General features: G+C 68.0%; 24 protein-coding genes. 11 read left to right on the top strand and 13 right to left on the bottom strand.

Annotation, left to right across the window (positions count from 1 at the left end):
* Positions 1–40: 40 nt before the first annotated feature.
* Positions 41–1,084 carry a tRNA (adenosine(37)-N6)-threonylcarbamoyltransferase complex transferase subunit TsaD gene (gene tsaD / locus CYU89_RS12210; RefSeq protein WP_296281352.1) on the bottom strand — a complete coding sequence of 348 codons (1,044 nt, stop codon included), beginning with the start codon at positions 1,082–1,084 and terminating at the stop codon, positions 41–43.
* Between the two features lie 133 nt (positions 1,085–1,217).
* Between tsaD and rpsU the strand changes: the two genes are divergently transcribed.
* The 4 genes from rpsU to CYU89_RS12190 all read left to right on the top strand — a co-directional run bounded on the left by rpsU (position 1,218) and on the right by CYU89_RS12190 (position 3,595).
* Positions 1,218–1,433 carry a 30S ribosomal protein S21 gene (gene rpsU, locus CYU89_RS12205; protein ID WP_002808376.1) on the top strand — a complete coding sequence of 72 codons (216 nt, stop codon included), beginning with the start codon at positions 1,218–1,220 and terminating at the stop codon, positions 1,431–1,433.
* A gap of 110 nt (positions 1,434–1,543) precedes the next feature.
* On the top strand, positions 1,544–1,990 hold the full coding sequence (locus CYU89_RS12200; protein WP_192274276.1) for a GatB/YqeY domain-containing protein: 447 nt from the start codon (positions 1,544–1,546) through the stop codon (positions 1,988–1,990).
* A 170-nt stretch (positions 1,991–2,160) separates the two neighbouring features.
* Positions 2,161–2,655 carry a GNAT family N-acetyltransferase gene (locus CYU89_RS12195; RefSeq protein ID WP_296281351.1) on the top strand — a complete coding sequence of 165 codons (495 nt, stop codon included), beginning with the start codon at positions 2,161–2,163 and terminating at the stop codon, positions 2,653–2,655.
* A 58-nt stretch (positions 2,656–2,713) separates the two neighbouring features.
* On the top strand, positions 2,714–3,595 hold the full coding sequence (locus CYU89_RS12190) for a YihY/virulence factor BrkB family protein (RefSeq protein WP_296281350.1): 882 nt from the start codon (positions 2,714–2,716) through the stop codon (positions 3,593–3,595).
* 46 nt (positions 3,596–3,641) lie between these two features.
* Here the strand turns inward: CYU89_RS12190 and dld are convergent, their stop codons facing one another.
* Positions 3,642–5,342 carry a D-lactate dehydrogenase gene (gene dld / locus CYU89_RS12185; RefSeq protein WP_296281349.1) on the bottom strand — a complete coding sequence of 567 codons (1,701 nt, stop codon included), beginning with the start codon at positions 5,340–5,342 and terminating at the stop codon, positions 3,642–3,644.
* A 54-nt stretch (positions 5,343–5,396) separates the two neighbouring features.
* Between dld and dnaG the strand changes: the two genes are divergently transcribed.
* The gene (gene dnaG / locus CYU89_RS12180; RefSeq protein ID WP_296281348.1) at positions 5,397–7,142 is read left to right on the top strand and encodes a DNA primase; all 1,746 of its coding nucleotides are present in this window, start codon (positions 5,397–5,399) and stop codon (positions 7,140–7,142) included.
* A 10-nt stretch (positions 7,143–7,152) separates the two neighbouring features.
* Positions 7,153–7,635, top strand: coding sequence for a sulfur transferase domain-containing protein (locus CYU89_RS12175; protein WP_296281347.1), 483 nt, complete (start codon positions 7,153–7,155; stop codon positions 7,633–7,635).
* A gap of 102 nt (positions 7,636–7,737) precedes the next feature.
* Here the strand turns inward: CYU89_RS12175 and CYU89_RS12170 are convergent, their stop codons facing one another.
* The 4 genes from CYU89_RS12170 to CYU89_RS12155 are packed head-to-tail and all read right to left on the bottom strand — an operon-like array spanning position 7,738 to position 11,192.
* Complete coding sequence (locus CYU89_RS12170) at positions 7,738–8,676, bottom strand: heme o synthase (RefSeq protein WP_296281346.1); 939 nt, start codon at positions 8,674–8,676, stop codon at positions 7,738–7,740.
* The gene (locus CYU89_RS12165; protein WP_296281414.1) at positions 8,676–9,836 is read right to left on the bottom strand and encodes a COX15/CtaA family protein; all 1,161 of its coding nucleotides are present in this window, start codon (positions 9,834–9,836) and stop codon (positions 8,676–8,678) included. The genes CYU89_RS12170 and CYU89_RS12165 overlap by 1 nt, the downstream gene beginning before the upstream one ends.
* 22 nt (positions 9,837–9,858) lie before the next feature.
* Complete coding sequence (locus CYU89_RS12160; protein ID WP_296281345.1) at positions 9,859–10,431, bottom strand: hypothetical protein; 573 nt, start codon at positions 10,429–10,431, stop codon at positions 9,859–9,861.
* Positions 10,432–10,457: 26 nt separating this feature from the next.
* Complete coding sequence (locus CYU89_RS12155) at positions 10,458–11,192, bottom strand: SURF1 family protein (protein ID WP_343125256.1); 735 nt, start codon at positions 11,190–11,192, stop codon at positions 10,458–10,460.
* A gap of 89 nt (positions 11,193–11,281) precedes the next feature.
* On the opposite strand from CYU89_RS12155, the gene CYU89_RS12150 reads away from it, so the two are divergent.
* Positions 11,282–11,503 carry a twin transmembrane helix small protein gene (locus tag CYU89_RS12150; protein WP_162335975.1) on the top strand — a complete coding sequence of 74 codons (222 nt, stop codon included), beginning with the start codon at positions 11,282–11,284 and terminating at the stop codon, positions 11,501–11,503.
* A 94-nt stretch (positions 11,504–11,597) separates the two neighbouring features.
* On the opposite strand, the gene CYU89_RS12145 is transcribed toward CYU89_RS12150, so the two are convergent.
* The 6 genes from CYU89_RS12145 to CYU89_RS12120 are packed head-to-tail and all read right to left on the bottom strand — an operon-like array spanning position 11,598 to position 16,315.
* A complete protein-coding gene (locus tag CYU89_RS12145) occupies positions 11,598–12,476 on the bottom strand; it encodes a cytochrome c oxidase subunit 3 (protein WP_296281344.1) in 879 nt (292 codons plus the stop codon).
* A 28-nt stretch (positions 12,477–12,504) separates the two neighbouring features.
* Entirely contained in the window at positions 12,505–13,083 is a 579-nt protein-coding gene (locus tag CYU89_RS12140; protein ID WP_296281343.1) for a cytochrome c oxidase assembly protein, read from the bottom strand.
* Entirely contained in the window at positions 13,080–13,214 is a 135-nt protein-coding gene (locus CYU89_RS12135; RefSeq protein WP_296281342.1) for a hypothetical protein, read from the bottom strand. Before CYU89_RS12135 ends, CYU89_RS12140 begins: the two co-directional genes overlap by 4 nt.
* An 18-nt stretch (positions 13,215–13,232) precedes the next feature.
* Complete coding sequence (ctaD, locus tag CYU89_RS12130) at positions 13,233–14,846, bottom strand: cytochrome c oxidase subunit I (RefSeq protein WP_296281341.1); 1,614 nt, start codon at positions 14,844–14,846, stop codon at positions 13,233–13,235.
* Positions 14,847–14,881: 35 nt separating this feature from the next.
* Positions 14,882–15,820 carry a cytochrome c oxidase subunit II gene (gene coxB / locus CYU89_RS12125; RefSeq protein WP_296281340.1) on the bottom strand — a complete coding sequence of 313 codons (939 nt, stop codon included), beginning with the start codon at positions 15,818–15,820 and terminating at the stop codon, positions 14,882–14,884.
* Between the two features lie 18 nt (positions 15,821–15,838).
* Positions 15,839–16,315 (bottom strand): DUF2244 domain-containing protein, encoded by a 477-nt coding sequence (locus tag CYU89_RS12120; RefSeq protein ID WP_296281339.1) that lies wholly within the window; start codon positions 16,313–16,315, stop codon positions 15,839–15,841.
* Positions 16,316–16,577: 262 nt separating this feature from the next.
* Between CYU89_RS12120 and putA the strand changes: the two genes are divergently transcribed.
* The 3 genes from putA (at position 16,578) to CYU89_RS12105 (ending at position 22,169) form a co-directional block, all read left to right on the top strand.
* Positions 16,578–19,793: a bifunctional proline dehydrogenase/L-glutamate gamma-semialdehyde dehydrogenase PutA gene (putA, locus tag CYU89_RS12115; RefSeq protein WP_296281338.1), complete on the top strand. Its 3,216-nt coding sequence runs from the start codon at positions 16,578–16,580 to the stop codon at positions 19,791–19,793.
* Positions 19,794–20,041: 248 nt separating this feature from the next.
* Positions 20,042–21,202: a GGDEF domain-containing protein gene (locus CYU89_RS12110; protein ID WP_296281337.1), complete on the top strand. Its 1,161-nt coding sequence runs from the start codon at positions 20,042–20,044 to the stop codon at positions 21,200–21,202.
* Positions 21,203–21,215: 13 nt separating this feature from the next.
* Positions 21,216–22,169: an SMP-30/gluconolactonase/LRE family protein gene (locus CYU89_RS12105; RefSeq protein ID WP_296281336.1), complete on the top strand. Its 954-nt coding sequence runs from the start codon at positions 21,216–21,218 to the stop codon at positions 22,167–22,169.
* Between the two features lie 452 nt (positions 22,170–22,621).
* Here CYU89_RS12105 and CYU89_RS12100 read toward each other — a convergent pair whose 3' ends face one another.
* Positions 22,622–23,989: an outer membrane protein transport protein gene (locus CYU89_RS12100; protein WP_296281335.1), complete on the bottom strand. Its 1,368-nt coding sequence runs from the start codon at positions 23,987–23,989 to the stop codon at positions 22,622–22,624.
* A 223-nt stretch (positions 23,990–24,212) separates the two neighbouring features.
* Between CYU89_RS12100 and CYU89_RS12095 the strand changes: the two genes are divergently transcribed.
* Positions 24,213–24,905, top strand: a complete 693-nt coding sequence (locus CYU89_RS12095) for a rhomboid family intramembrane serine protease (protein ID WP_296281334.1) — start codon at positions 24,213–24,215, stop codon at positions 24,903–24,905.
* Positions 24,906–24,991: the final 86 nt, after the last annotated feature.

The raw sequence follows: 24,991 nt of genomic DNA, 5'->3' as shown, positions 1-24,991 counted from the left end.
CCTACCCGGACCGCCTTGAACCTGAACGGAACCCGGCTGCTCAGGGCGCCGCGACCGCCACCACCTGCGGCAGCGTCGCCATGTCCCAGCGTGGCGTGACCTTCACCTCTGCCGTCTCTTGCTGGCCTGCTTCCAGTCGCAACGCGCCGGCGAAGGCGATCATCGCGCCGTTGTCGGTGCACAGCGACGGGCGGGGGAAGCAGGCACGGCCGCCGCGCTTGGCCGCCATCTCCTGCAGCCTGGCGCGCAGCCGCTTGTTGGCGCCGACACCGCCGGCGATGACGATGACGTCGCTGCCGGCTTCGTCCAGTGCGCGTTCGCACTTGATGGCCAGCGTGTCGACCACGGCATCCTCGAACCCGCGCGCGATGTCGGCCCGGGTCTGTTCCGCCTGGTCGCTGTCGCGCCAGGCCAGCAGCACCTGCGTCTTCAGGCCGGAGAAGCTGAAGTCCAGCCCCGGCCGGTCGGTCATCGGACGCGCGAACCTGAAGCGGCCCGGCGTGCCCTTTTCCGCAAGGGCGGCCAGTTGCGGACCGCCCGGGTACGGCAGGCCCATCATCTTGGCGGTCTTGTCGAAGGCCTCGCCGGCCGCGTCGTCGAGGGTTTCGCCCAGCAGGCGGTAGCGGCCGATGGCGTCCACCGCCACCAGCTGGGTGTGACCGCCGGACACCAGCAGGGCCACGAAGGGCGCATCGGGCGGGTCGTCTTCCATCAGCGGCGCCAGCAAGTGGCCCTCCATGTGGTGGACGGCCACGGCGGGCACGTCCAGCGCCCACGCCAGGGAACGGGCCACGCCGGCCCCGACCAGCAGGGCGCCGACCAGCCCCGGGCCGGCCGTGTAGGCCACGCCGTCCAGATCGCCGGTGGCCAGGCCGGCCTCGGCCAAGGTCTGGCGGATCAACGGCAGCAGCTTGCGCACGTGGTCGCGACTGGCCAGTTCCGGCACCACGCCGCCGTATTCGGCGTGCAGGGCGATCTGGCTGTAGACCGCATGCGCGCGCAGCCCGGCCGCGCCGGACAGGCCGGTGTCGTAGACGGCCACGCCGGTTTCATCGCAGCTGGTTTCGATGCCGAGGACTTTCATGAGGGGGATCTGGGGTTGCTGGAGGGCGGGGACAAGCCGGCGACACGCCGGGTGGGTTGCAGCGCCGGAGTCAGCCGCTATAATACGCGGCTCACCGGGCGTGCCCGGACCGTTTACACCACCGAGATTACGTATGCCCAGCGTCAAAGTCCGCGAAAACGAGCCGTTTGAGTTTGCGCTGCGTCGCTTCAAGCGCACCTGCGAGAAGGCCGGCGTCCTGGCTGAAACCCGCAAGCGCGAGTTCTACGAGAAGCCGACCCAGGAGCGCAAGCGCAAGGCCGCTGCTGCGGTGAAGCGTCAGCTGCGTCGCAGCTCGCGCGACGTCACCAAGCGCCAGCGCCTGTACTGAGCCGCGTCGCTTCGCAAGAAGCCGGCACGCGCGAGCGTCGCCGGCTTTTTGTGTTTTTGGCGTCTCACGACAGCGTGCCACGCCCCTCCCCCGTTCCCCCGGAGCACACCATGTCCCTGAAACAGCAGCTCACCGATGACATGAAGGCCGCCATGAAGGCCGGCGAGAAGGACCGCCTGGCGGTCATCCGCCTGATCAACGCCGCCATCAAGCAGCGCGAAGTGGACGAGCGGATCGAGCTGGACGACGCCGCCGTGCTGGCCGTGCTGGAAAAGATGGTCAAGCAGCGCAAGGACTCGGTCAGCCAGTTCGAGGCCGCCAACCGCGAGGACCTGGCCGCGATCGAGCGCGCCGAGCTGGCCGTGATCGATACCTACCTGCCGGCCAAGCTGGGTGAAGCCGAGATCCTGGCCGCCATTGATGCCGCCGTCGCCGAGACGGGCGCCACCGGCCCGGCCGACATGGGCAAGCTGATGGGCGTGCTGAAGCCGCGCCTCGCCGGCCAGGCCGACATGGGCCAGGTGTCTGCCCTGATCAAGAAGAAGCTCGCGGGCTGAATGCAGTTCGCGTTCGCGCGCGTGACGCACGCTATGCACCAGATCGTGGCGTTCTCGTAGAGCCGAGCTTGCTCGGCTCGACTCGGCTCCGCACGTCACCGACGACGTCATGGCCGGTCGAAAGCAGCGGAGCAAGTTCCGCTCTACGCACCACGCCGTACAATCGCGGCATGAGCAGTCCTGAGATCAACCTGCGACCCGCGACCCGGGCGGACATCCCGCAGATCCTGGACTTCATCCACGGCCTCGCCGAGTACGAAAAGCTCGCCCACGAAGCCGTCGCCACGCCGGCCCTGCTGGAAGCGCACCTGTTCGGCGAACGCCCTGCCGCGGAAGTCGTGATCGCCGAGGTCGATGGCATGCCTGCGGGCTTCGCCCTCTTCTTCCACTCGTTCTCGACCTTCCTGGGCCGGCCCGGGTTGTACCTCGAGGATCTGTTCGTGCTGCCGCCCTACCGCGGGATGGGCCTGGGCAGGCGGTTGATGGTGCATCTGGCGCAGCTGGCGGTGGCGCGTGGTTGCGGGCGTTTCGAATGGTCGGTGCTGGACTGGAACGAGCCCGCCATCCGCCTGTATCGCAGCCTCGGCGCGGTGGGCCTGGACGAATGGACCGTGCAGCGGGTGACCGGCGATGCCTTGTCGGCACTCGCACGCCGCGACGCGTGAACATCAGGGCCACGCCGCCGTAACGAACTGCTGACACGCCGCGCGCCACGCTCGGCACATGGAACATCCAGCCTCCTTCCGCACGCTGCGCGCACGAGCACGCACCGTCGGTGAACGTGCCAACCGCAGTCTGCCCGCCGCGCTGGTGCGGCGCTTCATCGAAGCCGACCTGATGACGCAGGCCGCGTCGCTTTCGTTCTACGCGCTGCTGTCGCTGGCGCCGCTGCTTATCCTGCTGCTTTGGCTGACCGCTTCGCTGTATCCACCGGCGCAGCAATCGCTGCTCGACCAGATCCAGCAGCTCGCTGGCCCCAGCGCCGGTACCGTGGCCGAAACGGTGATACGCAACGCCAGCGACCGGCCGGATGTCGGTTCGCTGGCGGGATGGTGGAGTACGGCCCTGCTCTTCATCGGCGCCACCGTGGTGTTCGCGCAGTTGCAGGGCGCGCTCAACCTGATCTTCCACACCAATGCGCAACGGCTCAACGGCGCGCTAGCCTGGCTCAAGAAACGCGTTTTCTCGCTCGGCGTGGTGCTGGCCATCGGCTTCCTGCTGGTCGTCTCGATGGTCGCCACGACGGCGCTGCAGGTGGTGTTCGCGCGACTTCCGTCGCTGCTGCCTGCACTGGGCTATACGACCACGCTGCTTCTGTACACGCTCGCGTTCGCATTCTTCTATCACTACCTGCCGGACCGGCGCGTGGCATGGCGGCAGGCCTTCCTCGGTGGCGCCATCACCGCGCTGTTGTTCGCCGCCGGCCGCTACCTGATCGGGCTGTACCTTGCCGAAGCGGCGCCGGGCAGCGCCTACGGTTCGATGGGAGCGCTCGTGCTGTTGCTGGTGTGGATCTACTACGCCAGCGTGGTGTTCTTCGTCGGCGCGTTGATCACGGCGGTGATCGATGAGCGGAAGCGTGCAGAAGCCAGCGGAAAGGAGTGAGAAGTGAGTGCAAGGCGGCGTTCGCTCCCTTTTCACTCCTCTCCACTCACTCCTTCCAGTCCGCCTGCCTGCTGGTCTGGCCGATGCCGGGATTGAAGGTATTCGTGGGATCCAGCATGCGGTAGAAGTCGGCCAGCGCCGGCTTGGCACGGTACAGGTGGCCGACGTTGTGTTCGGCGGGGTACTCGGCGCCGCGCGCATCGAGCAGGTCCCACAGGCGGTGTTCCACCGCCAGCGGATCGACGCCCTTCCGCACGATGTAGTCCTGGTGGAACACGTGGCAGAAGAAGTGCCCGTAGTAGAGCCGCGCGACCATCGTCGTGGCCAGCGCCGCGGGCAGTGTCTCCACCCAGGCGCGGTCGTCGCGGCGCAGGGCGATGTCCAGTGCGACGATGTCCTCGACCTCGGCCGCATGCACCGCGCGATAGCGCACCGCCGCGCCCGCCACCGCGAAGCGCAGCAGGAACGCCTTGCGGCCCTCCTCCGCATCGCAGGCGAGGAAATCCCCCTCGCGGCCACCGAAGAACCCGTGCAGGAACGCGCGTGTCGCTTCTGCATCCCGCGTCGACACCTTCAGCAGCAGGTGGTGCTCGTAGCGGTCGCGGTACGCGCGCAGCCGCGGTGGCAGGTGGTCAGGCAGCTTCGCGGTGAACCATTGCAGCGCGCGATCCGCCAGCCCGTGCATGCCGAACCGTTCGCACACTCCGTCCACGCGGCTCTTCAGTGCGAACGCTGCGGGTACTTTGTCGGTCCCGAACCGGTCGATCAGCAGGAAGGTGTCCTTGCCATAGCGGTCGCCGATGTCGAAGGCGTCGCGGTGCAGGTATTCGCCGGCGATCGGCAGGCGCTCGAAGGCGGTCAGCAGATGACGGCGCACCTCGGTGAGGTCGTCCGGGTCGTTGCTGCCGATGTAGAACACCGACGCATCGTCCCGTTCGAACGTATCCAGCCGCACCGCAAACACCGCCAGCCGCCCCGCACAGCCCGAGGCCTCGTGCAGGCGCGAAGGGTCCGCGTTGTAGCGGGCGGGCGTGGGTGCGTCGACCTCGCGGACGTGGTCGGCATAGCAGGGGTCCGATGCGGCCTGCGCCGGATCGTGGACGATGGCATCGGCGCCGTAGTCCCCGGCCTGCAGCCGCGACAGGATCTCTTCCGGTGTCTCGCCCAGCGCGATGCCGAGATGGTTCACCAGCCGCAGCACTCCGTCGTCGCCCCGCTGCGCGTACAGCGCCAGCTCGGTGTACGCAGGTCCGCGCCGCACCAGTGCGCCACCGGAGTTGTTGCAGACGCCACCGAGCACGGAGGCACCGATGCACGAGGAGCCGATCACCGAATGCGGCTCCCGCCCGAGCGGCGCCAGCGTCTTCTCCAGCACATCCAGCGTAGCGCCCGGCAGGCAGACGACCTGGCGTCCTCCCTCCAGCAGTTGCACGCCGGTGAGGCGCCGCGTGCTGATCAGCACGATGCTCCGGTCGTAACCTTCGCCATCGGGCGTCGAACCGCCGGTCAGGCCGGTGTTCGCCGCCTGCATCAGCACGATGCGTCCCGCATCCACGGTCGCCTGCAGTACCCGCCACAGCTCCAGCAGCGTGCCCGGGCACGCCACCGCCAGCACGGGGCCGTCGCCGAACCGGTAGCCCTTGCGGTAGCGGCGTGTCGCGCGGGCACCCGTCAGCACGTGCCTGCGGCCGACAACCTCGCGCAATCGCGCCAGCAGGGCGTCGTCTGGAATCGTCTCGAGCGGCATGGGCGCATGGTAGCGCGGCGGCTCGCCGGCCCGGCGTGGCATCCTATGCCCCGCATGGCCCGCATCCCCGACGCCTTCATCGACGAACTGCTCGCCCGGACGGATATCGTCGAGGTGGTGGGCGCGCGCGTCCCGCTGAAGCGCCAGGGCAAGGAATATTCGGCCTGCTGCCCATTCCACGATGAGCGCTCGCCGTCGTTCACGGTCTCGCCGACGAAGCAGTTCTACCACTGCTTCGGCTGCGGCGCGCACGGAACGGCGCTGTCGTTCCTGATGAACTACGACCGCCTCGAGTTCCTCGACGCGGTGGAGGAGCTGGCGCGCCGCAACGGCATGGAAGTGCCTCGCGAGACCCAGCAGCGCAACGAGAACAACGACACCCGCGACCTGTTCAATGCGCTGGAAGCGGCCGCGCGCTTCTTCCAGCGCAATCTGGAGGGCAGCGACAAGGCGAGGTCCTATCTCGACGGCCGCGGCGTGGATGCGGCGATCCGCACGCAGTTCATGATCGGCTATGCGCCGGACGGCTATTCGGCGCTGAAGGACGCGCTGGGCACCGACGAGCGCCGGATGAAGCTGCTCGATCGCGCCGGCCTGTTCTCGAAGAACGACCGCGGCCACGTCTACGACAAGTTCCGCGACCGGGTGATGTTCCCGATCCACGACCGGCGCGGGCGCGTGATCGCCTTTGGCGGTCGCGTGCTGCAGAAGGACGACGGCCCCAAGTACCTCAACTCACCCGAGACCGCGCTGTTCCACAAGGGCCGCGAGCTATACGGCCTGTGGCAGGTGAAGCAGGCCAACCAGAAGATCGCGCGCCTTGTGGTGGTCGAGGGCTACATGGACGTGGTCTCGCTGTTCCAGTTCGGGGTGAAGGAAGCCGTCGCCACCCTGGGCACCGCGACCACGCCGGAACATGCCGAGCTGCTGTTCCGCAATGCGCCCGACGTGTACTTCTGTTTCGACGGCGATGCCGCGGGCCAGCGTGCCGCGTGGCGCGCGCTGGAATCGGTACTGCCGCGCATGAAGGACGGGCGCCAGGCGTTCTTCCTGTTCCTGCCCGATGGCGAGGACCCCGACACCATCGTGCGGCAGGAAGGCGCGGCCGGTTTCGATGCGCGCCTGCAGCAGGCGACGCCGCTGTCGCAGTTCTTCTTCGACGAACTGGCCAAGGACATCAAACTGTCCACGCTCGACGGCAAGGCACGCCTGGCCGAGCGCGCGCGCCCGTTGCTGGCGCAGATTCCCGACGGCGCGTTCGGCGACCTGATGCGCCAGCGCCTGACCGAGATCACCGGTGTCGGTGTCGGTCCCGGCAGCGCAGGCACGCCGGTCGCCGCACCTCCGCCAACGTCACGTCGCGCGGTACCCACGCAGGCGGGGCACACCAAACCGAGCCTCGTCCGCAGCATCATCGTGCGCCTGCTGCACAAGCCCGCGCTGGCCTTGTCCATCGAGTCGACGCACGGTTTTTCCGCATTGCGCCTGGCGGGCATGGACCTGTTGCTGGAACTGATCGACCTGGTGCATGCACGCCCCGACATCACCACCGGTGTGCTGCTGGAGCACTTCGCGGAACGCGACGAGGCCGCCGCCCTGCAGAAGCTCGCGATGCAGGACCTGCCCGGCGACGAGGACAGCTGGCGCCAGGAACTCCTCGACGCCGCCGTGCAACTGGAAAAACAGATGCTGCAGCAACGACTCGAGGAACTGCAGGCCAAGCAGCGCAGCCAGGGCCTGGACGAAACCGACAAGTACGAACTGCGCACGCTGCTGCAGGCCCGTATCGGCCGCCACTGAGGAGCCCACGATGATCCGCTTCGCTTCTTTGCTGTTCCTCCTCCTGGCGGGCTGCTTGTCGCTCGCCGCCCATGCCCGCGACTTCACCCAGCCGCAGCCCGGCCTACACACGGGTGGCCAGCCATCGCAGGACGATCTCGTCCGCCTGAAATCGCAGGGCGTGCGCACGGTGATCGACCTGCGCGGCGCGCAGGAAGATCGCGGCTACGACGAGGCCGCTGGAGCGCAGCGGCTGGGCCTGAACTACATCGCTTTGCCGATCGCCGGCAAGGACGACGTCACCCCGGCGAACGCGAAAGCGCTGGGCGAACTGCTGAGGGCACAGGATGGAGACGTGCTGCTGCATTGCGCCTCGGGCAACCGCGTTGGCGCGCTGCTGGCACTGGATGCGGCGACGCGGGGTGTGCCACGCGAGGAAGCGCTGGAGCTCGGTCGCAAGGCGGGATTGACGTCGCTGGAGCCGGTGGTGGTGGAGCAGTTGGGCAAACCCTGACGCATCACGTTGAGCATGCTTCCCGTGGGAGCGACGTCAGTCGCGATGACGCATTCATGGCGCTAATTTCGCGACTGACGTCGCTCCCACAACAGCTCAACTTTATCCCGCCGGCACGAACTCGATGCCGGACGCCGCCGCCGCGGGCCGCAGCATCGGCATCGCCCAATGATCGACCAGCAGGAACGCGAACAGCGCCATCAGGTAGACGATGGAGTAGTTGAAGACACGCATCGGAAAGAAGTCGTCCGGCGGATCCAGCAATCGCCACGCGTACCAGAGGAACACCGCGCCCAGCACCAGCGCGCCCCCCAGGTAGAAGAAGCCGCTCATGCCGAACACCACCGGCAGCACCGTCACTTCGACCAGCAGTACCGTGTAGAACAGGATCTGCCAGCGCGTGTACGTCACGCCATGCGTCACCGGCAGCATCGGCACCAGTGCGCGGGCGTAGTCCTCGCGGCGGAAGATCGCCAGCGCCCAGAAATGCGGCGGCGTCCAGACGAAGATGATCAGCACCAGCAGCAGCGCGTGCGGCCAGTCCCACTCGCCCTGCATGCCGGTCATGGTGGCCCAGCCGAGCAGCGGAGGCGCAGCACCGGCGATGCCGCCGATGACGATGTTCTGCGGCGTGGCGCGCTTCAGGAACACCGTGTAGACCACGGCATAGCCGATCAGCGACGCGAACGTCAGGATCGCCGTGATGGTGTTCACCCACAGCACCAGGAGGGTCATCGACAACGCCGCCAGGACCAGCGCGAACACCAGCGCTTGCCACGGCTTCACCTGGCCCTGCACCAGCGGGCGCCACGAGGTGCGCGCCATCTTCGCGTCGATGCGCGCGTCGAGCAGCTGGTTGATCGCGGCGGCGCTGGAGGCGGCCAGCCAGATACCGAGGAAGCCCAGCGCGCCACGCAGCAGCTCCGCGCCGTCGGGCAGGCCGTCGATGGCGAGAAACATGCCGACGATCGCGGTGAACACGATCAGCGCCACCACGCGCGGCTTGGTCAGGTCCCAGTACTGGCGGAACGTCGATGCCATCAGTCCGGCCTGCGCAGGCGCGCGGTCAGCGAGACCAGGGTGAACAGCAGCAGCACGGCACCGGCGTTGTGCGCAACGGCCACCGGCAGCGGCAGGTTGAGCTTCACGTTGAGGATGCCCAGCGTGACCTGCGCGGCGATCAGCACCCCCAGCGTCAGCGACCAGCTGCGCATGCCGGGGGTGCGGAACAGGCGAAGCGCCAGCGCCAGCACGTACAGCGCCACCACCACCGCCATCGCGCGATGGGCGAGCTGGATCGCGATGCGGGCCGCACCATCGAGCACGCCCCCTTCGTAGTCCACGCCGATGCCACGCCACAGCACGAAGCCTTCGCGGAAATCCGCCGGTGGCACCCACTGGCCCACGCATTTCGGAAAATCCAGGCCGCAGGCCAGGGCCGCGTAATTCGCGCTGACCCAGCCGCCCAGCGCAATCTGGATGCCGAGCAATGCCAGCCCGCCGATCAGCCAGCGGCGCAGCACGGTCGCATCGGCCAGCGTGATCGGCCGGCCGGTGGCCCGCCACGCCATCCAGACGAGCAGCGAGAACGTGGTCAGGCCGCCGAGCAGGTGCCCCATCACTACGATGGGTTTCAGCAGCCAGGTGACCGTCCACATGCCAAGCAGCGCCTGGAAGATGATCACCGCCAGCGTCAGTGCACCGGCGCGCGCCAGGTCGATGTTCGTCCAACGCAATGCCGCGAACAGCAGGATCGCTTCGCCGATGACCGCAAGTACGGACGCTTCCACGTGCTCGCCGTGCATGTACAGCGGGATCGCCGCGCCGACCAGCCCGGCGGCGATCAGGATCTGCGCGATGCCCCAGCGCCGGCGGCGCGCGGCGAGCAGCGCCAGCACCAGCACCAGCACGCCCAGCGACGCGGCGAGGTGGCGATGCACCTGTTCGCGCCACGCCTTGTGGGTTTCGAACGGCCGGATCTCGCTGGCGACGTGGGAGGCCGCTTCATCGACCGCTTTCGGCCACGCGGCACGGCCGTAGCAGGTCGGCCAGTCGGGGCAGCTCAGCCCGGCATCGGACAGGCGCACGAAGGCGCCGAACACGACGACGCACAGCGTCAGTGCGACCGCGAGCCAGGCGATGCGATGGAAGTGCTTGTAGACAGCAGGACGGGAGAGGACGGAGCGGGCGGGGGTAGTCATCATCGGCGGTTCTGTGAGCGGCTCAGATGAGCTTGATCAGCTTGGACACATCCGTGCGCAGGCCGCCCGGATCGAAGCCGGGGGCATAGCGCAGGATGACGAAGCCATGGGGATCGATCACGTAGACCGGCGTACCCGCCGCGTCGTCGACCTGCGGCAGGCGCGCGCGCAGGGGATCATTGGCGCGCACCTCGCGCAGGGCCGCATGGCGGGGGGCGTCGGCGGGATAGTCGCCGATCCAGAGGATGTCCACTTCGTCGGCGTTGTGGCCGAACAGTTGCCAGACCTTGTCCAGGTCGCGGGCGAGACGGGTGCAGGCCTGCGCGCAGTCCGGCGCCGGGGCGGCTACGATGCGCCAGCGACGCTCGGCGGGCGTCCAGTCATAGCGGCCACCGTCGGCCAGCGTCAGCGAAAGATCGCGCGCGTCCGCCGGCGGCTGCAGCATCACCCCGTGGTTCTTGTGCGAGGCGGGTTGCCAGCCGGAGAAACGCAGGATGCCGGCGCCGAACACGGTGCCGAAGAACAACGCGAACAGGCCGACGAGCATCCACCGCCCGCGACGCCGCTGGGCGGGATCGAATGGTTTTGGGTCCATGGACGCATTTTCTCACGCCCGCGGGATCATTGCCCCTTCCGTGCACCACGCCGGCTGCGCCAGGTCAGCACCAGTGCCGTCACCAGCACGGCGCCCGCCAGTCCGAACCACTGCACGGCATAGCCGATGTGGCGCTCCGGGGGCAGCGTGTTGGGCAGGATGTCCAGGTCGCGCGCATAGCCCAGCGGCAGGTCCGGATCCAGCTTCAGCACACGTGGCGCCAATGAAGGCAGGCCCAGCGCCTGGCCGATCTCCTGCCGCTGCAGCGCGATCACCAGCAGGCTGCCATCCGGCTGCGCGCTGGGCAGCGCGTGGGCGATGCCTTCCGATGGCGGCGGTACCAGCAGTCCGGTAATGCGCTGGGTACCCGACAGCGGCGCCACGGCCGGCATCTCGCGGTTGCCCGGCACCGGCAGCCAGCCCAGTTCCACCAGCAGCGGCGCTCCCGCATCGGCCGGCTGGAAGACACGATACGCGCGCACGCCGGGCTGGCGGTCGCGGGTCTGGTTGTCGAGCAGGATGGCCGGCGCAGGCAGGAATTCGCCCTCGCCGGCCGCCCAGTCGTAGGCCTGCGACCGCGCCTTGTCCGCGGCCGACGCCAGCGGCTGCGGCTGCCGCTCCGCCAGCACGCGGGCGGTCTCGGCCAGCATCGCCTCCTTCTGCTCTGCCCGCCCCCACTGCCAGGCGCCCAGACTGCCGAACAGCGACATGGCCAGCACTGCCAGGGTCCAGCCGACCGGCAGCGGCATGTGGCGGCTCACGGACTGCGTCCGAGTGTCGCACCCACCGCGGGCTCACCCGGGGAGAGCGATAATGCGCGCCTCACTGCCGAAGTCCCGTCAAGGACGCCATGAACGATTCGCTGAAAACCCTGCTGATCATCGCCTTCCTCATCCTCATCGTCTGGAACCTGGGCGCTGGCCTGTACTACATGCTGGTCGACAAGGGCGAGAGCAAGCGCACCGTCAACGCGCTGACGCGCCGCATCGCCCTCTCCGTCGGCCTGATCCTGCTGGTCGTGCTGGCCATCAAGATGGGCTGGATCCAGCCGCACGGCATCAATCCCGGCTGAGCACGCATTGTCCCGCGCGCGGCACCCCGCGCCAACCGGGCAAAAGAAAAGGGCCGGCATTGCCGGCCCTTCTTCGTTGCGGCGTCGCCCGCGCTTACAGCACGTAGACGAACAGGAACAGGCCCAGCCACACCACGTCCACGAAGTGCCAGTACCAAGCCACGGCTTCGAAGCCGAAGTGGTCGTCCTTGGTGAAGTGGCCCTTGGCGCAACGGAACCAGATGATGGCCAGCATGATGGTACCCAGCGTCACATGCAGGCCGTGGAAGCCGGTCAGCATGAAGAACGTGGAGCCGTAGATGCCCGAGCCCAGCGTCAGGTTCAGTTCCTTGTACGCGTGGACGTATTCCTCGGCCTGGAAGAACAGGAACACGCAGCCCAGCAGCACCGTGGCGCCCAGCCAGATCAGCAGCTGGCTGCGGTTGCCGGCCTTCAGCGCATGGTGCGCGATGGTGATGGTGACGCCGGAGGTCAGCAGGATCAGCGTGTTGAGCAGCGGCAGGCCCCACGCCGGGATGGTCTGGAACTGGCCGCCCACCTGGCCCGGGCCGGCGCTCGGCCACGCGGCCGAGAAGCCTTCCCACAGCAGGCTGTTGGTCATCACGCCGTCGCCTTCGCCACCCAGCCACGGCAACGCGAGCGTGCGGGCATAGAACAGCGCGCCGAAGAAGGCCGCGAAGAACATCACTTCCGAGAAGATGAACCACACCATGCCCATGCGGAACGACACGTCCACCTGGCGGTTGTAGTGGCCGCTGACCGACTCGCGGATCACGTCGCCGAACCACATGAACAGCGTGGCGCACAGGCCGACCACGCCGGCGTAGAACGTCCACATGCCGAACGACAGGTCGTTGAGCCAGCTGGCCACGCCGACCATGGTGACGAACATGGCGATGGAACCCACGAACGGCCACTTGGAGCTGTGCGGCACGAAGTAGATGTTGGCGTCTGGCGATGGGGCGTTTGCCATGGCGATGCTTCCGGTTGCTAAGGCGAAGTCAGGGGGCCGCGAGCGGCGAAGTCGACGCATTGCCCGTGCCGATCTGCGCGGTCAGGGCGTCGTTCTTGAAGAAGGTGTACGACAGGGTGATCGTCTTCACTTCCGCCGGCAGGTCCTGGTCCACGATGAAGCGGACCGGCATGTCGCGGCTTTCGCCGGGCTGCAGCGTCTGGGCGGTGAAGCAGAAGCACTCGGTCTTGGTGAAGTAGCCCGACGCGCGCGCCGGCGCGACCGACGGCACGGCGCTGCCGACGACGGCCTTGTCGCTGTCGTTGCGAGCGAAATACTTCGCTTCGTAGAGCTCGCCGGGCACCACCTGCATGGTCAGCTGTTCCGGCTTGAAGGCCCACGGCAGCTTGGAGTTCACGCCGCCGTCGAACTGCACGGTGACCGTGCGCTTCGCCTTGGCGGCGGCCGCCGCGGCGGCCTGGCCCGGGCCCTGCTCCAGGCGTATGCCGAACACCTTCTCGCAGGCGATGCGATACAGCGGCACCAGCGAGAACGTCAGCACGAACACCGCCATCGCCACGCCGACCAGCTTGAACAGGCCGGCCGAGTTGGACTTCGCCGCCGTCATGCGGCCAGCACCGCGCGGCCGATGAAGGCCACGAAGATGGCGAAGGCGATGCCGCCGATCACCCACGCGGTCCGCAGCACTGCCCTGCGGCGGCGCGCGAGTTCTTCGGGGGTGAAGGCGGGGACGTTCATGCGGTCGCGGTCAGGCGTTCAGTGCGTCACGTCGCCGTGCGCCAGGTCGCCGTCCCGGATGACCGGCGGCGTGGTGAAGGTGTGGTGCGGCGCCGGCGACGGCACGGTCCACTCCAGCCCCTTCGCGTTCTCCCAGGCGCGCGCCTCGGCCTTCTTGCCGCTGCGCAGCGAGGACCACAGGATGGCGGCCATCATGAAGGGCGTGACGAACATGCCGAACGCACCGATCGAGCTGATCAGGTTCCAGTCCGCGAACACCGGGTTGTAGTCCGGGATGCGGCGCGGCATGCCGGCCAGGCCCAGGAAGTGCTGCGGGAAGAACAGCAGGTTGACGAACACGATCGTCCACCAGAAATGGACCTTGCCCCAGAACTCGCTGTACATGCGGCCGGTCCACTTCGGCCACCAGTAGTAGGTGGCGGCGATGATGGAGAACAGCGCGCCGGTCACCAGCACGTAGTGGAAGTGCGCCACCACGAAGTAGGTGTCGTGGTACTGGAAGTCCGCCGGCACGATCGCCAGCATCAGGCCGGAGAAACCGCCGATGGTGAACAGGATGACGAAGCCCACGGCCCACAGCATCGGCGTCTCGAAGGACAGCGAGCCGCGCCACATCGTGCTGACCCAGTTGAACACCTTCACGCCGGTCGGGATGGCGATCAGCATGGTGGCGAACATGAAGTAGATCTCGCCGCCCAGCGGCATGCCCACCGTGAACATGTGGTGCGCCCACACGATGAACGACAGGAAGGCGATCGAGGCGGTCGCGTACACCATGGCCTGGTAGCCGAACAGCGGCTTGCGGCTGAAGGTCGGGATGATTTCCGACACCACGCCGAACGCCGGCAGGATCATGATGTAGACCTCGGGGTGACCGAAGAACCAGAAGATGTGCTGGTACATCACCGGGTCGCCGCCACCGGCCGCGTTGAAGAAGCTGGTGCCGAAGAACTTGTCGGTCAGCAGCATGGTCACCGCGCCCGCCAGCACCGGCATCACCGCGATCAGCAGGAACGCGGTGATCAGCCAGGTCCAGCAGAAGATCGGCATCTTCAGCAGGTCGATGCCCGGCGCGCGCATGTTCAGCACGGTGGCGATGATGTTGATGGCGCCCATGATCGAGCTGACGCCCATCATGTGGATCGCGAAGATGGTGAAGGCGACGTTGTAGCCGCCCTGCAGCGACAGCGGCGGATACAGCGTCCAGCCACCGGCTGGCGCGCCGCCCGGCAGGAACAGCGACATCAGGAGCAGGGTGAACGCGAACGGCATGATCCAGAAGGACCAGTTGTTCATGCGTGGCAGCGCCATGTCCGGCGCGCCGACCTGCAGCGGGATCATCCAGTTGGCCAGGCCGACGAACGCCGGCATCACGCCACCGAAGATCATGACCAGCGCATGCACCGTGGTCATCTGGTTGAAGAACTCGGGGCTGACGAACTGCAGGCCCGGCACCATCAGCTCGGCACGGATGATCACCGACATGCCCGCGCCGATGATGAACATGATGAAGCTGAAGATCAGGTAGAGCGTACCGATGTCCTTGTGGTTCGTGGAGAAGAACCACCGCTCGATGAAGCTCTGCTGGTGACCGTGGTGATCGTCGTGATGATCGACAGCGGTGTTGGCCATGTTCGTACTCTCTTGCAGCTGGTGCGGACGGTCGATCAGCCCTGCGCGGTCGGCGCGGGCGTCTCGGCGGTGGGGGCGGCTTCAGCGGCCGGGGCCGTCGTGGCGTCGGCCGGAGCGGCCGGTTCCACCGGCGCGGCCGGAGCAGGTTCGGCGGCCGGAGCGGGCTTCTTCGACGCCAGCCACTGCTCGAACTCGGCCTTCGGCACAGCCTTCACGACGATCGGCATGAAGCCGTGGTCCTTGCCGCACAGCTCGGCGCACTGGCCGCGGTAGATGCCGGGCTCCTTGATGTCGGTCCAGGCCTCGTTGACGATGCCCGGGATCGCATCCTGCTTCCAGCCCAGCGCCGGTACCCACCAGGCGTGGATCACGTCGTCGGCGGTGATGACGAAACGGATCTTGGTATTGGTCGGCAGGACCAGCTGGTTGTCGACGTCCAGCAGGTAGTGCGGGTTCTTCGCCAGGTCCGGCTTCTCGCCACTCTGGCGGATGCGGTCGGACTCGCGGTCCAGCCGGCTGGTGAAGGAGACGTCCTCGCCCAGGTAGTCGTACTTCCACATCCACTGGTAGCCGGTGACCTTGACGGTCATCTCGGCATCGCGGGTGTCGTACATGGCGATCAGCTTGGCGGTGGCCGGCCAGGCCATGACCACCAGGATCAGCACCGGGATGACGGTCCAGATGATCTCGGCCGTGGTGTTGTGGCTGAACTGCGCCGGCACCGCGCCCTTGGAATGGCGGAACTTGAACATCGCGTAGCCCATCGCGCCGAACACGATGACGCCGATCACGATGCAGACCCACAGCGCGATCATGTGCGCGTCATAGGCATGCTGCGAGGACGCGGTGACGCCCTTGCCCATGTTCAGCTGCCACCGGTGCGGGTCGGCCGACTGCGCCCAGGCCAGCGCCGGCATCGCCAGCAGCGTGCAGGCCGTCACCAACCGCTTCCACATCCCATTCACTTGCGTCATTGCCTAGACCCCAATGCGTCATCGGTTGCGGCCGCTCGCGGCCGCCAGTAAATCCTGCAACGTGTCCGCCAGCTCCCGGCGTTCGGCCGGCCCCAGGAAGTCGCCTACCCGGACCCGCCTGCCACTGGATGCCAGCGAAATCCTTTCGCCTTCCCGCTCGATCCCCAGCCGTACCCAGTACGGGTGCGCCCGGAACACCACCCCGGCGTCGGAGGTGACCACCTCCACCGCCTCGGGACCGATGCGGATCTCCTCGCCCCGGTCGCCGCTGCGCCACAGCGCCCTCAGCGCCGTGGCCACGATGGCCGAATGGAGCAATGCAAAGGCCGGCGCGAAGGCATTGCCTCCCCACCAGCCCAGCATGGCGACGATCCACATCGCGCCCGACAGCGCCACGAACAACAGGATGAACTGGCGGCGCGTCAACGCGCGGGGCGGCCGCAACCGGAGCTGCGCACCACGCCCGTCCCACGATGACGGCACCCTTTCGATCATGTCGTCCGCCACACGATCCGGGCTGCGGAAAACCGCTGAATGGTAGCTCCCGGCACACTTTGCGGCAAGTTTCATTGATCCTGCACAAGGCGCGCGAATCCTCCGCAAACACGGCGCGGCGCCTTCGCGCGGCGATTCCATGACCGGCGTCACCGCCCGGACGACCGCCCTGCTGCGGCCCGTGCGCGCGGTCGCCGCGGGCATATCCGGCCCGGCCGCGCCGTCCTAAACTAATGGACTGCCTTTGGACTGCCCCGCCGTCATGTCGACCCCTTCGCCTGTCCCCCCATCCGCCGCTCCACCGGTCGGCGCCGTCGTCTCTCCCGAGCTCCCCGCACCCCCGGCCGCGCTGCGTGCCGCCATCACGGCCGCCTGGCTGCGCGACGAGACCGAGCACGTCCGCGAACTGCTCGGACAGGCCCGCCTGCCGGCCGACGAACAGGTCCAGGCGCAGAAGCTGGCCGTGGACCTGGTGAAACGGGTCCGCGCGCGCGCCCAGGACCAGGGCGCGATCGAGGCCTTCATGCGCCAGTACGACCTGGGCAGCGAGGAAGGCGTGCTGTTGATGTGCGTGGCCGAGGCGCTGCTGCGCATTCCGGACCAGGAGACCGCGGACAAGCTGATCCGCGACAAGCTGGGCGACGCCGACTGGGAGAAGCACCTCGGCCAGAGCGACTCGGTGCTGGTGAACGCCTCGACCTGGGGCCTGATGCTGACCGGCAAGCTGGTCAACCTGAACGACCTGACCCGCGCCGACGTGCCGGGCGCCTTCAAGCGCCTGGTCGGCCGCGTGGGCGAGCCGGTCATCCGGCTGGCGGTACGCCAGGCCATGCGGATCATGGGGCACCAGTTTGTCATGGGCCGCACCATCGACGAGGCGCTGGCCCGCAGCCGCAAGGGCGACAACGCCGACTACCGCTATTCGTTCGACATGCTGGGCGAGGGCGCGCTGACCACGAAGGATGCGGCTCGCTACCTGGAGGCCTATCGCCAGGCGATCCACGCGATCGGCCGCACCGGCCCGTTCGCGGACGTGCTGGCGGCGCCGAGCATCTCGATCAAGCTGTCCGCGCTGCACCCGCGTTACGAACACGCCAAGCGCGCCCGGGTGATGCGCGAGCTCGCGCCGGCGATCCTCGAACTGGCGCAGCTGGCCAAGTCGTATGGCATCGGCTTCACCATCGATGCCGAAGAAGCCGACCGCCTGGAGCTGTCGCTGGACCTGATTGAGGCGACGTTCTCCGACGACTCGCTGGCCGGCTGGGAGGGCTATGGCCTGGCCGTGCAGGCTTACCAGAAGCGCACGCCGTACGTGATCGACTTCTTGGCCGACCTCGCCCGCCGCGTCGGTCGCCGCATGCCGGTGCGCCTGGTGAAGGGCGCGTACTGGGATGCCGAGATCAAGCGCGCGCAGATCGATGGCCATCCGGGCTACCCGGTGTTCACCCGCAAGCCGAACACCGACGTCTCGTACCTCGCCAACGCGCGCCGCATGCTCGACCACGGCGACGCGCTGTACCCGATGTTCGCCACCCACAACGCGCAGACCATCGCCGCGATCCGCTTCATCGCCCACGGTCGCCCGTACGAACACCAGAAGCTGCACGGCATGGGCGACGACCTGTACGCGGAAGTGGTGCCGAAGCACCGGCTCGACACGCCGTGCCGCGTCTACGCGCCGGTCGGCTCGCACGAGGACCTGCTGCCGTACCTCGTGCGGCGCCTGCTCGAGAACGGCGCCAACAGCAGCTTCGTCAACCGCATCACCGACGAGAACGTCGCCATCGAGGACCTCGTGCGCGACCCGGTGCAGACGGTGTCCGAATTCGATTCCATCCCGCATCCGCGCATCCCGCTGCCGGTCGATCTTTTCCGGAGCCAACCGGCTCCCATCGCCTCTTCTGACAGGAACAACTCCATGGGCGCCAACCTCGCCAACGACAACGACCTGCGCGCGCTCGCCGAGCGCATCAACGCGGCGGTCAAGCCGTGGCGCGCGGCGCCGCTGGTGCCGGGCGCCGTCGTGTCCGGCAACGCGCTGCCGGTGACCAATCCGGCCGACCGCCGCCAGACGGTCGGCGAATGGCAGCCCGCCGACAGCGCCGCCGTCGAGAAGGCATTGGCCAATGCCGTCGCCGCGCAGCCCGCCTGGGATCGCACGCCGGCCGCGAGTCGCGCCGCCATCCTCGAACACGCCGCCAATCTGCTGGAACAGCGCCTGCCCGACTACATCGCGCTGTGCGTGAAGGAAGCCGGCAAGACCATCCCCGACAGCGTCGCCGAGGTGCGCGAGGCGGTCGATTTCCTGCGCTATTACGCCGCGCAGGCGCGCACGCAGTTCGGCGCGCCGGAACACCTGCCCGGCCCGACCGGAGAATCCAACCAGCTGCAGCTGCAGGGCCGCGGCGTGTTCGTCTGCATCAGCCCGTGGAATTTCCCGCTGGCGATCTTCCTGGGGCAGGTCAGCGCCGCGCTCGCCGCTGGCAACAGCGTGATCGCCAAGCCGGCGGAGCAGACCAACCTGATCGGCCACGCGGCGGTGAAGCTGCTGCACGAGGCCGGCATTCCCGAGTCGGTGCTGCAGTTCCTGCCCGGCGACGGCGCCACCGTCGGCGCTGCGCTGACCAAGGATCCGCGCGTGGCCGGCGTCGCCTTCACCGGTTCCACCGAGACCGCGCGCGCGATCAACCGCGCGCTGGCCAGCCGCGATGCCGGCCCGATCGCCACGCTGATCGCCGAGACCGGCGGCCAGAACGCCTTCATCGCCGACTCGTCCGCGCTGCCGGAGCAGCTGGTGAAGGATGCGATGGGCTCGGCCTTCACCTCCGCCGGCCAGCGCTGCTCGGCCGCGCGCGTGCTGTTCGTGCAGGACGACATCGCCGACAAGGTGATGACCATGCTCGCCGGCGCGATGGATGAACTGAAGATCGGCGATCCGGGCCTGCTGTCGACCGACGTCGGCCCGGTGATCGATGCCGACGCGCTGAAGATCCTCGACGACCACGCCGCGCGCATGGCGAAGGAAGCGCGCCTGATCAAGCAGGCGAACGCAGGCGAGGACACTGCACACGGCACGTTCTTCGCGCCGCGCGCGTGGGAGCTGACGTCGCTGGACCAGTTGCACAAGGAAATCTTCGGACCCGCCTTGCACGTGGTCCGGTGGAAGGCCGACCAGCTGGATGCGGTGATCGACCAGATCAACGCAACAGGCTACGGCCTGACCCTGGGCGTGCACTCGCGCATCGACGAAACCGTCGACCGCATCGCGGCGCGCGTGAAGGTCGGCAACGTGTACGTCAACCGCAACCAGATCGGCGCCGTGGTGGGGGTTCAGCCGTTCGGCGGCCAGGGCCTGTCGGGCACGGGCCCGAAGGCGGGTGGACCGCACTACCTGCCGCGCTTCGCCACCGAGAAGACCGTCACCGTCAACACGACCGCGGCCGGCGGCAACGCGTCGCTGCTGACGCTGGGCGAATGACGTAACGCGTCGTTTTTCGCCCGATGCCGGACACCGAGCCCCGCCCATGCGGGGCTTTTTCGTGGGACATGACCCACGGCACTGATGCGGGCGGCGGTGTCGCCGCGATCCTGCCGATCCGTGGTCGCCGTCGCTGAACTTCCGCCGCGACTGCGCCAGCATCGCGCAGCGAGCCTGCCGGAATGCACCGTTTCCTGCGTTCCTGCAGCGACAGGATGTTCAAAGGCCAGCAGGGCTCCAACCGACGCATGACGACCGACTTCTACAACCTGCTGCTCAGCGACTGCGCCTTGGCCGCCGTGCTGCTGGCGCTGTTCCTCTACGTGGGCAGGGTCTCGCGCGGCGTGCGCGGCATCACCACCTGGGGCGTGGCGCATTTCCTCTATTCACTCGGCGCGGCGATGCTGGATGGCACGGCGCAGACGCTCGTGCGCGCCGGCAATGAATCGCTCGCGGACGGCATCGCCGGTGCCGGTGGCGTGCTCGCGTGCGCGGGGCTGGTCGGACTGGCGTGGTCGATCATCCAGTTCGTGCAACAGCGCGCGCTGGCCCTGTGGGAACGCGCATTGCTGCCGCTGTGCCTGGGCTTCTCGCTGGCTGGCGTGGCCCTGGGGGGCGGCGTGGAGGCGCAGGGCGCGGCGATGAGCGCCACGGAAGTGATCGTGCTGCTGGTCATGGTGCGGCATCTGTTCGCGCTGCGCGGTGCGCCCGACCACGTCCCGGCGCGCCTGATGATCGTGGGTTGCGGGGTGCTGTTGTGGCTGTACGGAGGAGACCTGCTGGCCGCGCTGACCGGACGTTACGGCCCCAACCCGATGTGGGTGAACCTGGACCTGTCCATCTGGTTCCTGCTCAATTTCTGCATGCTGATGCTGGCCAGTTTCCGTGCGGCGGAGCCCTTGCGGCGCGGCGCGCTGTTCGATCCGCTGACGGGCGCCTTGAACCGGCGCGGGCTGGACAACGAGCTGCAGGCGCTCGGCACGCGCGCCGCCGGGGAGCACGGGCTTGCCGTGATCGTGCTGGACCTGGACCACTTCAAGGCGGTCAACGACGACCACGGCCATGAAACCGGCGACCGGGTACTGCAGCGCTTCTCCGACGTGGTTCGCGGCTGCATCCGCAGCGAGGATCTGTTCGCGCGGCTGGGCGGCGAGGAATTCATGCTGGTCTTGCGCAACACGCAGGCCGACACCGCGCACGCCCTGGCCGAACGCATCCGCCGGCAGGTGATGATGCTGGAGTTCGCGCCCGCCCATCGCAACATCCGCGTCACCGTGAGCCTGGGCATCTCGTTCTCCGCCGACCGCCATGCCCCCTGCGAAACGCTGATCCGGCTCGCCGACGAGGCGCTCTACGACGCCAAGCACAAGGGGCGCAACCGGATCGAGGTACGCTGGCATCCCGCCTGAGTAAGAGACCGCCATGCCGCGACGCCATCGCCTTGCCCTCGCCCTCGTCCTGTGCGGCGCCCTGCCGCTCGCTCATGCATCTGCCTACCGTTCGGTCTGCCCGGCCGATCCGGGTCGCGCACCCGCGGGCGAACTGACGGCCACGCGCGTGGCCGCCGCGAAGGCCGACGACGGCCAGGACCGCCTGTACGAGGGCGCGGTGTGGAAGGACGGCGCGCTGTACCTGTCGGATTTCGTGCATAGCGGCCGCTTTCCCTCGCGCATCCGCCGCTTCACGCCGCCGGACCGCTGGGAGACCGCGGTGGAGGACAGTGGCAGCAACGGGCTTGCGCTGGATACGGAAGGCCACCTGATCGCCGCCACGCACGACCGCAAGCAGGTTGCGCGCGTCGATCTGGACGACGGCACGCGGACGGCACTGGTCTCGACCTTCGAGGGCGCGCCGTTCAATTCGCCGAACGATCTGGTGATGGCCGCCGACGGCACGCTGTACTTCACCGACCCGGACTACCAGCGCAAGGCCGCGCCCGGTGGCCAGCCGCTGACGCGGGTGTACCGCTATCGCGACGGCACCACGAACGTGGTCGACGACACACTGCGCAACCCCAACGGGATCGCACTGTCGCCGGAGGGCGGCACCCTGTACGTGGCCGGCGGCACCGACGACGGCGATGTGTTGCGCGCCTATCCCCTGCGCAACGGCATGCCGGGCGACGGACGCGACCTCGCACGCATCAGCGGCGGCGATGGCCTGGCCATCGACTGCCTGGGGAACATCTACGTGACCGAACACGGCGAACGGCGCGTGCGCGTGCTTTCTCCGACCGGTCAGGTTCTGGCGACCATCCGCGTGGATGCGAACATCACCAACGCGGCCTTCGGTGGCGAGGACCGGCGCACGCTGTTCCTCACCGGCGCGGCCAGCCTGTGGTCGATCGACCTGGACGTGGCGGGTCTGCCGTACTGACGGCAACGCGTGCGCTGTGCGCTGGATGCTCTCGGCGGGAGACGGGTTCGAGCGCCTGACGGACGTAGCGTGCGCCACGCGCACGACGACTGAACCCATCACCGCGCGCCGTGCGCTCAGCGCACGCTATGGCTGCTTGATGTTCTCACTCCAGGAAGAGAGCCTGCCCCGTGCGCGATACAGCGTGGCGTGGCCGGGGCGCCGGATGCGGGTGTGCGGACCGCTGAGCCTCCACCACTCCGCCTGACCCTCACCCCAACCCCTCTCCCGCCGGGAGAGGGGGTTCAAAGCGCCATGCCGGGCGGGTGCCGGCGTTGCGTGCGCCATGAGCACCATGCGTGAACCATCACCGCGGGTCGTGCCCACGGCGCACGCCACGGACCGCGCGCTTGCGAAGGCAAAGAAAAACCCCGCCGAAGCGGGGTTTCTCGTGGTCCGGATCCGTGGTGCGATCAGAACTTGTACTGCATCGACACACCGAACAGGTCGGCGCCGCCTTCGAAGTCGCCGACCAGGCGCGCGCGCGTGCTGGTGGTCAGGTCCACTTCGGGCGTATCGACGATGTCGATCTTCACGTAGCTGGCGCTCAGCTCGAAGTGCTCGGACACGTTCCAGGTCAGGCCCAGCGAGTACCACATGCGGTCCTGGTCGGGCAGGCGCGGGGTGCGGTACGGGCGGCTCACCGGGGAGTCGTCGCGGGCCACGCCGGCACGGAAGGTGAACGCATCGCTGAACTTGTATTCGCCACCGATCGAGTAGAACCAGTTCTCGTCCCAGTTGTACTCCTCGACCGAGTCGGGCTGCGCGGGGTTGTCGAACTCGATGCGGATCTCCTGCAGCGACGACCAGTCGGTGCGGGTGACTTCGGCCATGACGGTGAAGCGGTCGGTGGCGTAGTAGGTGGCGCTGAACGCATCGACCGCCGGGGTCGTCAGGTCGGCACCGCCGCCGCCGTTGATGAAGACGCTGTTGCCCAGCGCGGCGCGGACGTTGGCCGGCACTTCGAACACGGAGTCGCCATCCAGCTCGTGGTCGACTTCGGAACGGTGCGAATAGCCCAGCGACCACTTGTCGCTCGGACGCCAGTTGACACCGACGATCCAGCCCAGGCCGTTGTGCGTGCCGTTGATGCTGGCGAAGCCGTCATTGCGCTGCGGGCCGAACTGCGCGGTCGGGCCGACGCACGCGGCAGGGCTGCGGCTGCAGGCGATGGTGCCGAAATCCACGGCGTTGGACAGGGTGACGTCGGCGTGCTCGTAGATCAGGCCGGCACCGACCGAGAAGCTGTCGCTCAGCTCCAGCGATGCGGCCAGCGTCAGGTCGACGATCTTCACGTCCGATTCCAGCGCGTGGTAACGGCCCTTCCAGCCGTCGTCGTATTCGGTCTTCAGGCCGAACGGCGCGCTGATCATCATGCCGAGCGTCAGGTACTCGAAGTCGCCGCTCAGGGGCAGGATGAACGACGCGGCGGGCACGGCGGCCACGTCACCGGCGTCGCCACCATTGCCGCCGGTCAGCGGCTGCTGGAACGGCGTGCCGGTCGCGGCGGTGCCGTCGCCGGAGAATTCGTAGGACAGGTCGATCGCGGTGAGGTCGGCCTGCAGCGTGCGCTCGGTGAACGTGGACATGACGGCGGGGTTGTTGACCACCACCGAAGCGTCGCCCTTGGCGGAGGCCGAGCCGGCCATCGCGCGACCCTGGGCCTTGACGCTGTTTTCCTTCAACTGGAAGGCGGCCGCGTGCACATCGCCATAGGCGAGGACACCGGCGATGCCGAGTGCCAGCGCGGTGACGCGGGTCAGGTTCTTGGTGAATTCCATCTGTATCTCTCCGGAGACGTGGGTACAAGGATCGTCTGCGTCGCGAAGGCCGGGGTGTGTTGTCCACCTTTCGACCTGCCGGAAGCCCCTCCCGACATACGACGCCGTATGCAGTATACCCGCTAACTAAACTCTAACAATCCGTCGTAAGTCATTGCCCCTATTCAGTTTCGTCGCGATGCACCATGGGCAGCCGGACGGTGAGCAGGTAGAGTTCCGCCGCATGTTCGTTTCGCTCCCCTCCCGTCGCAAGGCGCCCGTCCGCTGGGCCACGCCCACCTTGCTCGTCCTGCTGTCGGCGACGTTCTGTTGGGCGCTGACGCGGGGAGATGCGGCACAGGGCGATCTGCTGATCCGCTGGGGCGCACTGACCGGCGGCATGGTGGCCCCGGAGGTCTGGCTGGCGTCGCTGCAGAGCGGCACGGTGCTGCGGCTGTTCACTGCGCTGTTCCTGCATGCGGACTGGGCGCACCTGCTCGGCAACCTGGTGTTCCTGCTGATCTTCGGGCTGCCGTCGGAGCGGGCGATGGGGCCGTGGCGCTTCCTGTTGCTGTTCCTCGTCGGCGGTGCCGTGGCCAACGTGGCGGCGGTACTGAGCATCGGCACTCCGGACCGCGTCATCATCGGCGCCAGCGGCGCGATCTCCGCCGTGATCGGCGCCTACCTGGCCCTGTTCCCCGCCGCCAAGCTGGGCGTGGTGCTGCCCCTGGGCCTGTTCCTGGAGTTCGTGAAGGCTCCCGCCTCGTTGCTGATCGGCATCTGGGCGCTGCTGCAGGTGGTGTTCGCCTATACCGGCCCGGCGTTCGGTGCGGTGGCGTGGTGGGCGCACATTGCCGGCTTCCTGTTCGGGGTGGTCTTCGCCCTGTTCGTGCGCGCGGCGATCGCACGCCGCATGCGGAAGCGGCAAGGCTACTGAGGGGAGGAGTGAGGGAAGAGGAGTGAGCAGTACAGCCTTTGCTCACGCCCCACTTCTTTCCTCTCACTTCCCTGCCCTCGCTCCTA

It is taken from the genome of Pseudoxanthomonas sp. (assembly GCF_002863005.1).
GTDB lineage: Bacteria > Pseudomonadota > Gammaproteobacteria > Xanthomonadales > Xanthomonadaceae > Pseudoxanthomonas_A.
Note: the sequence above shows the minus strand (reverse complement) of the source record. Positions and strands in the feature narration are given on the sequence as shown.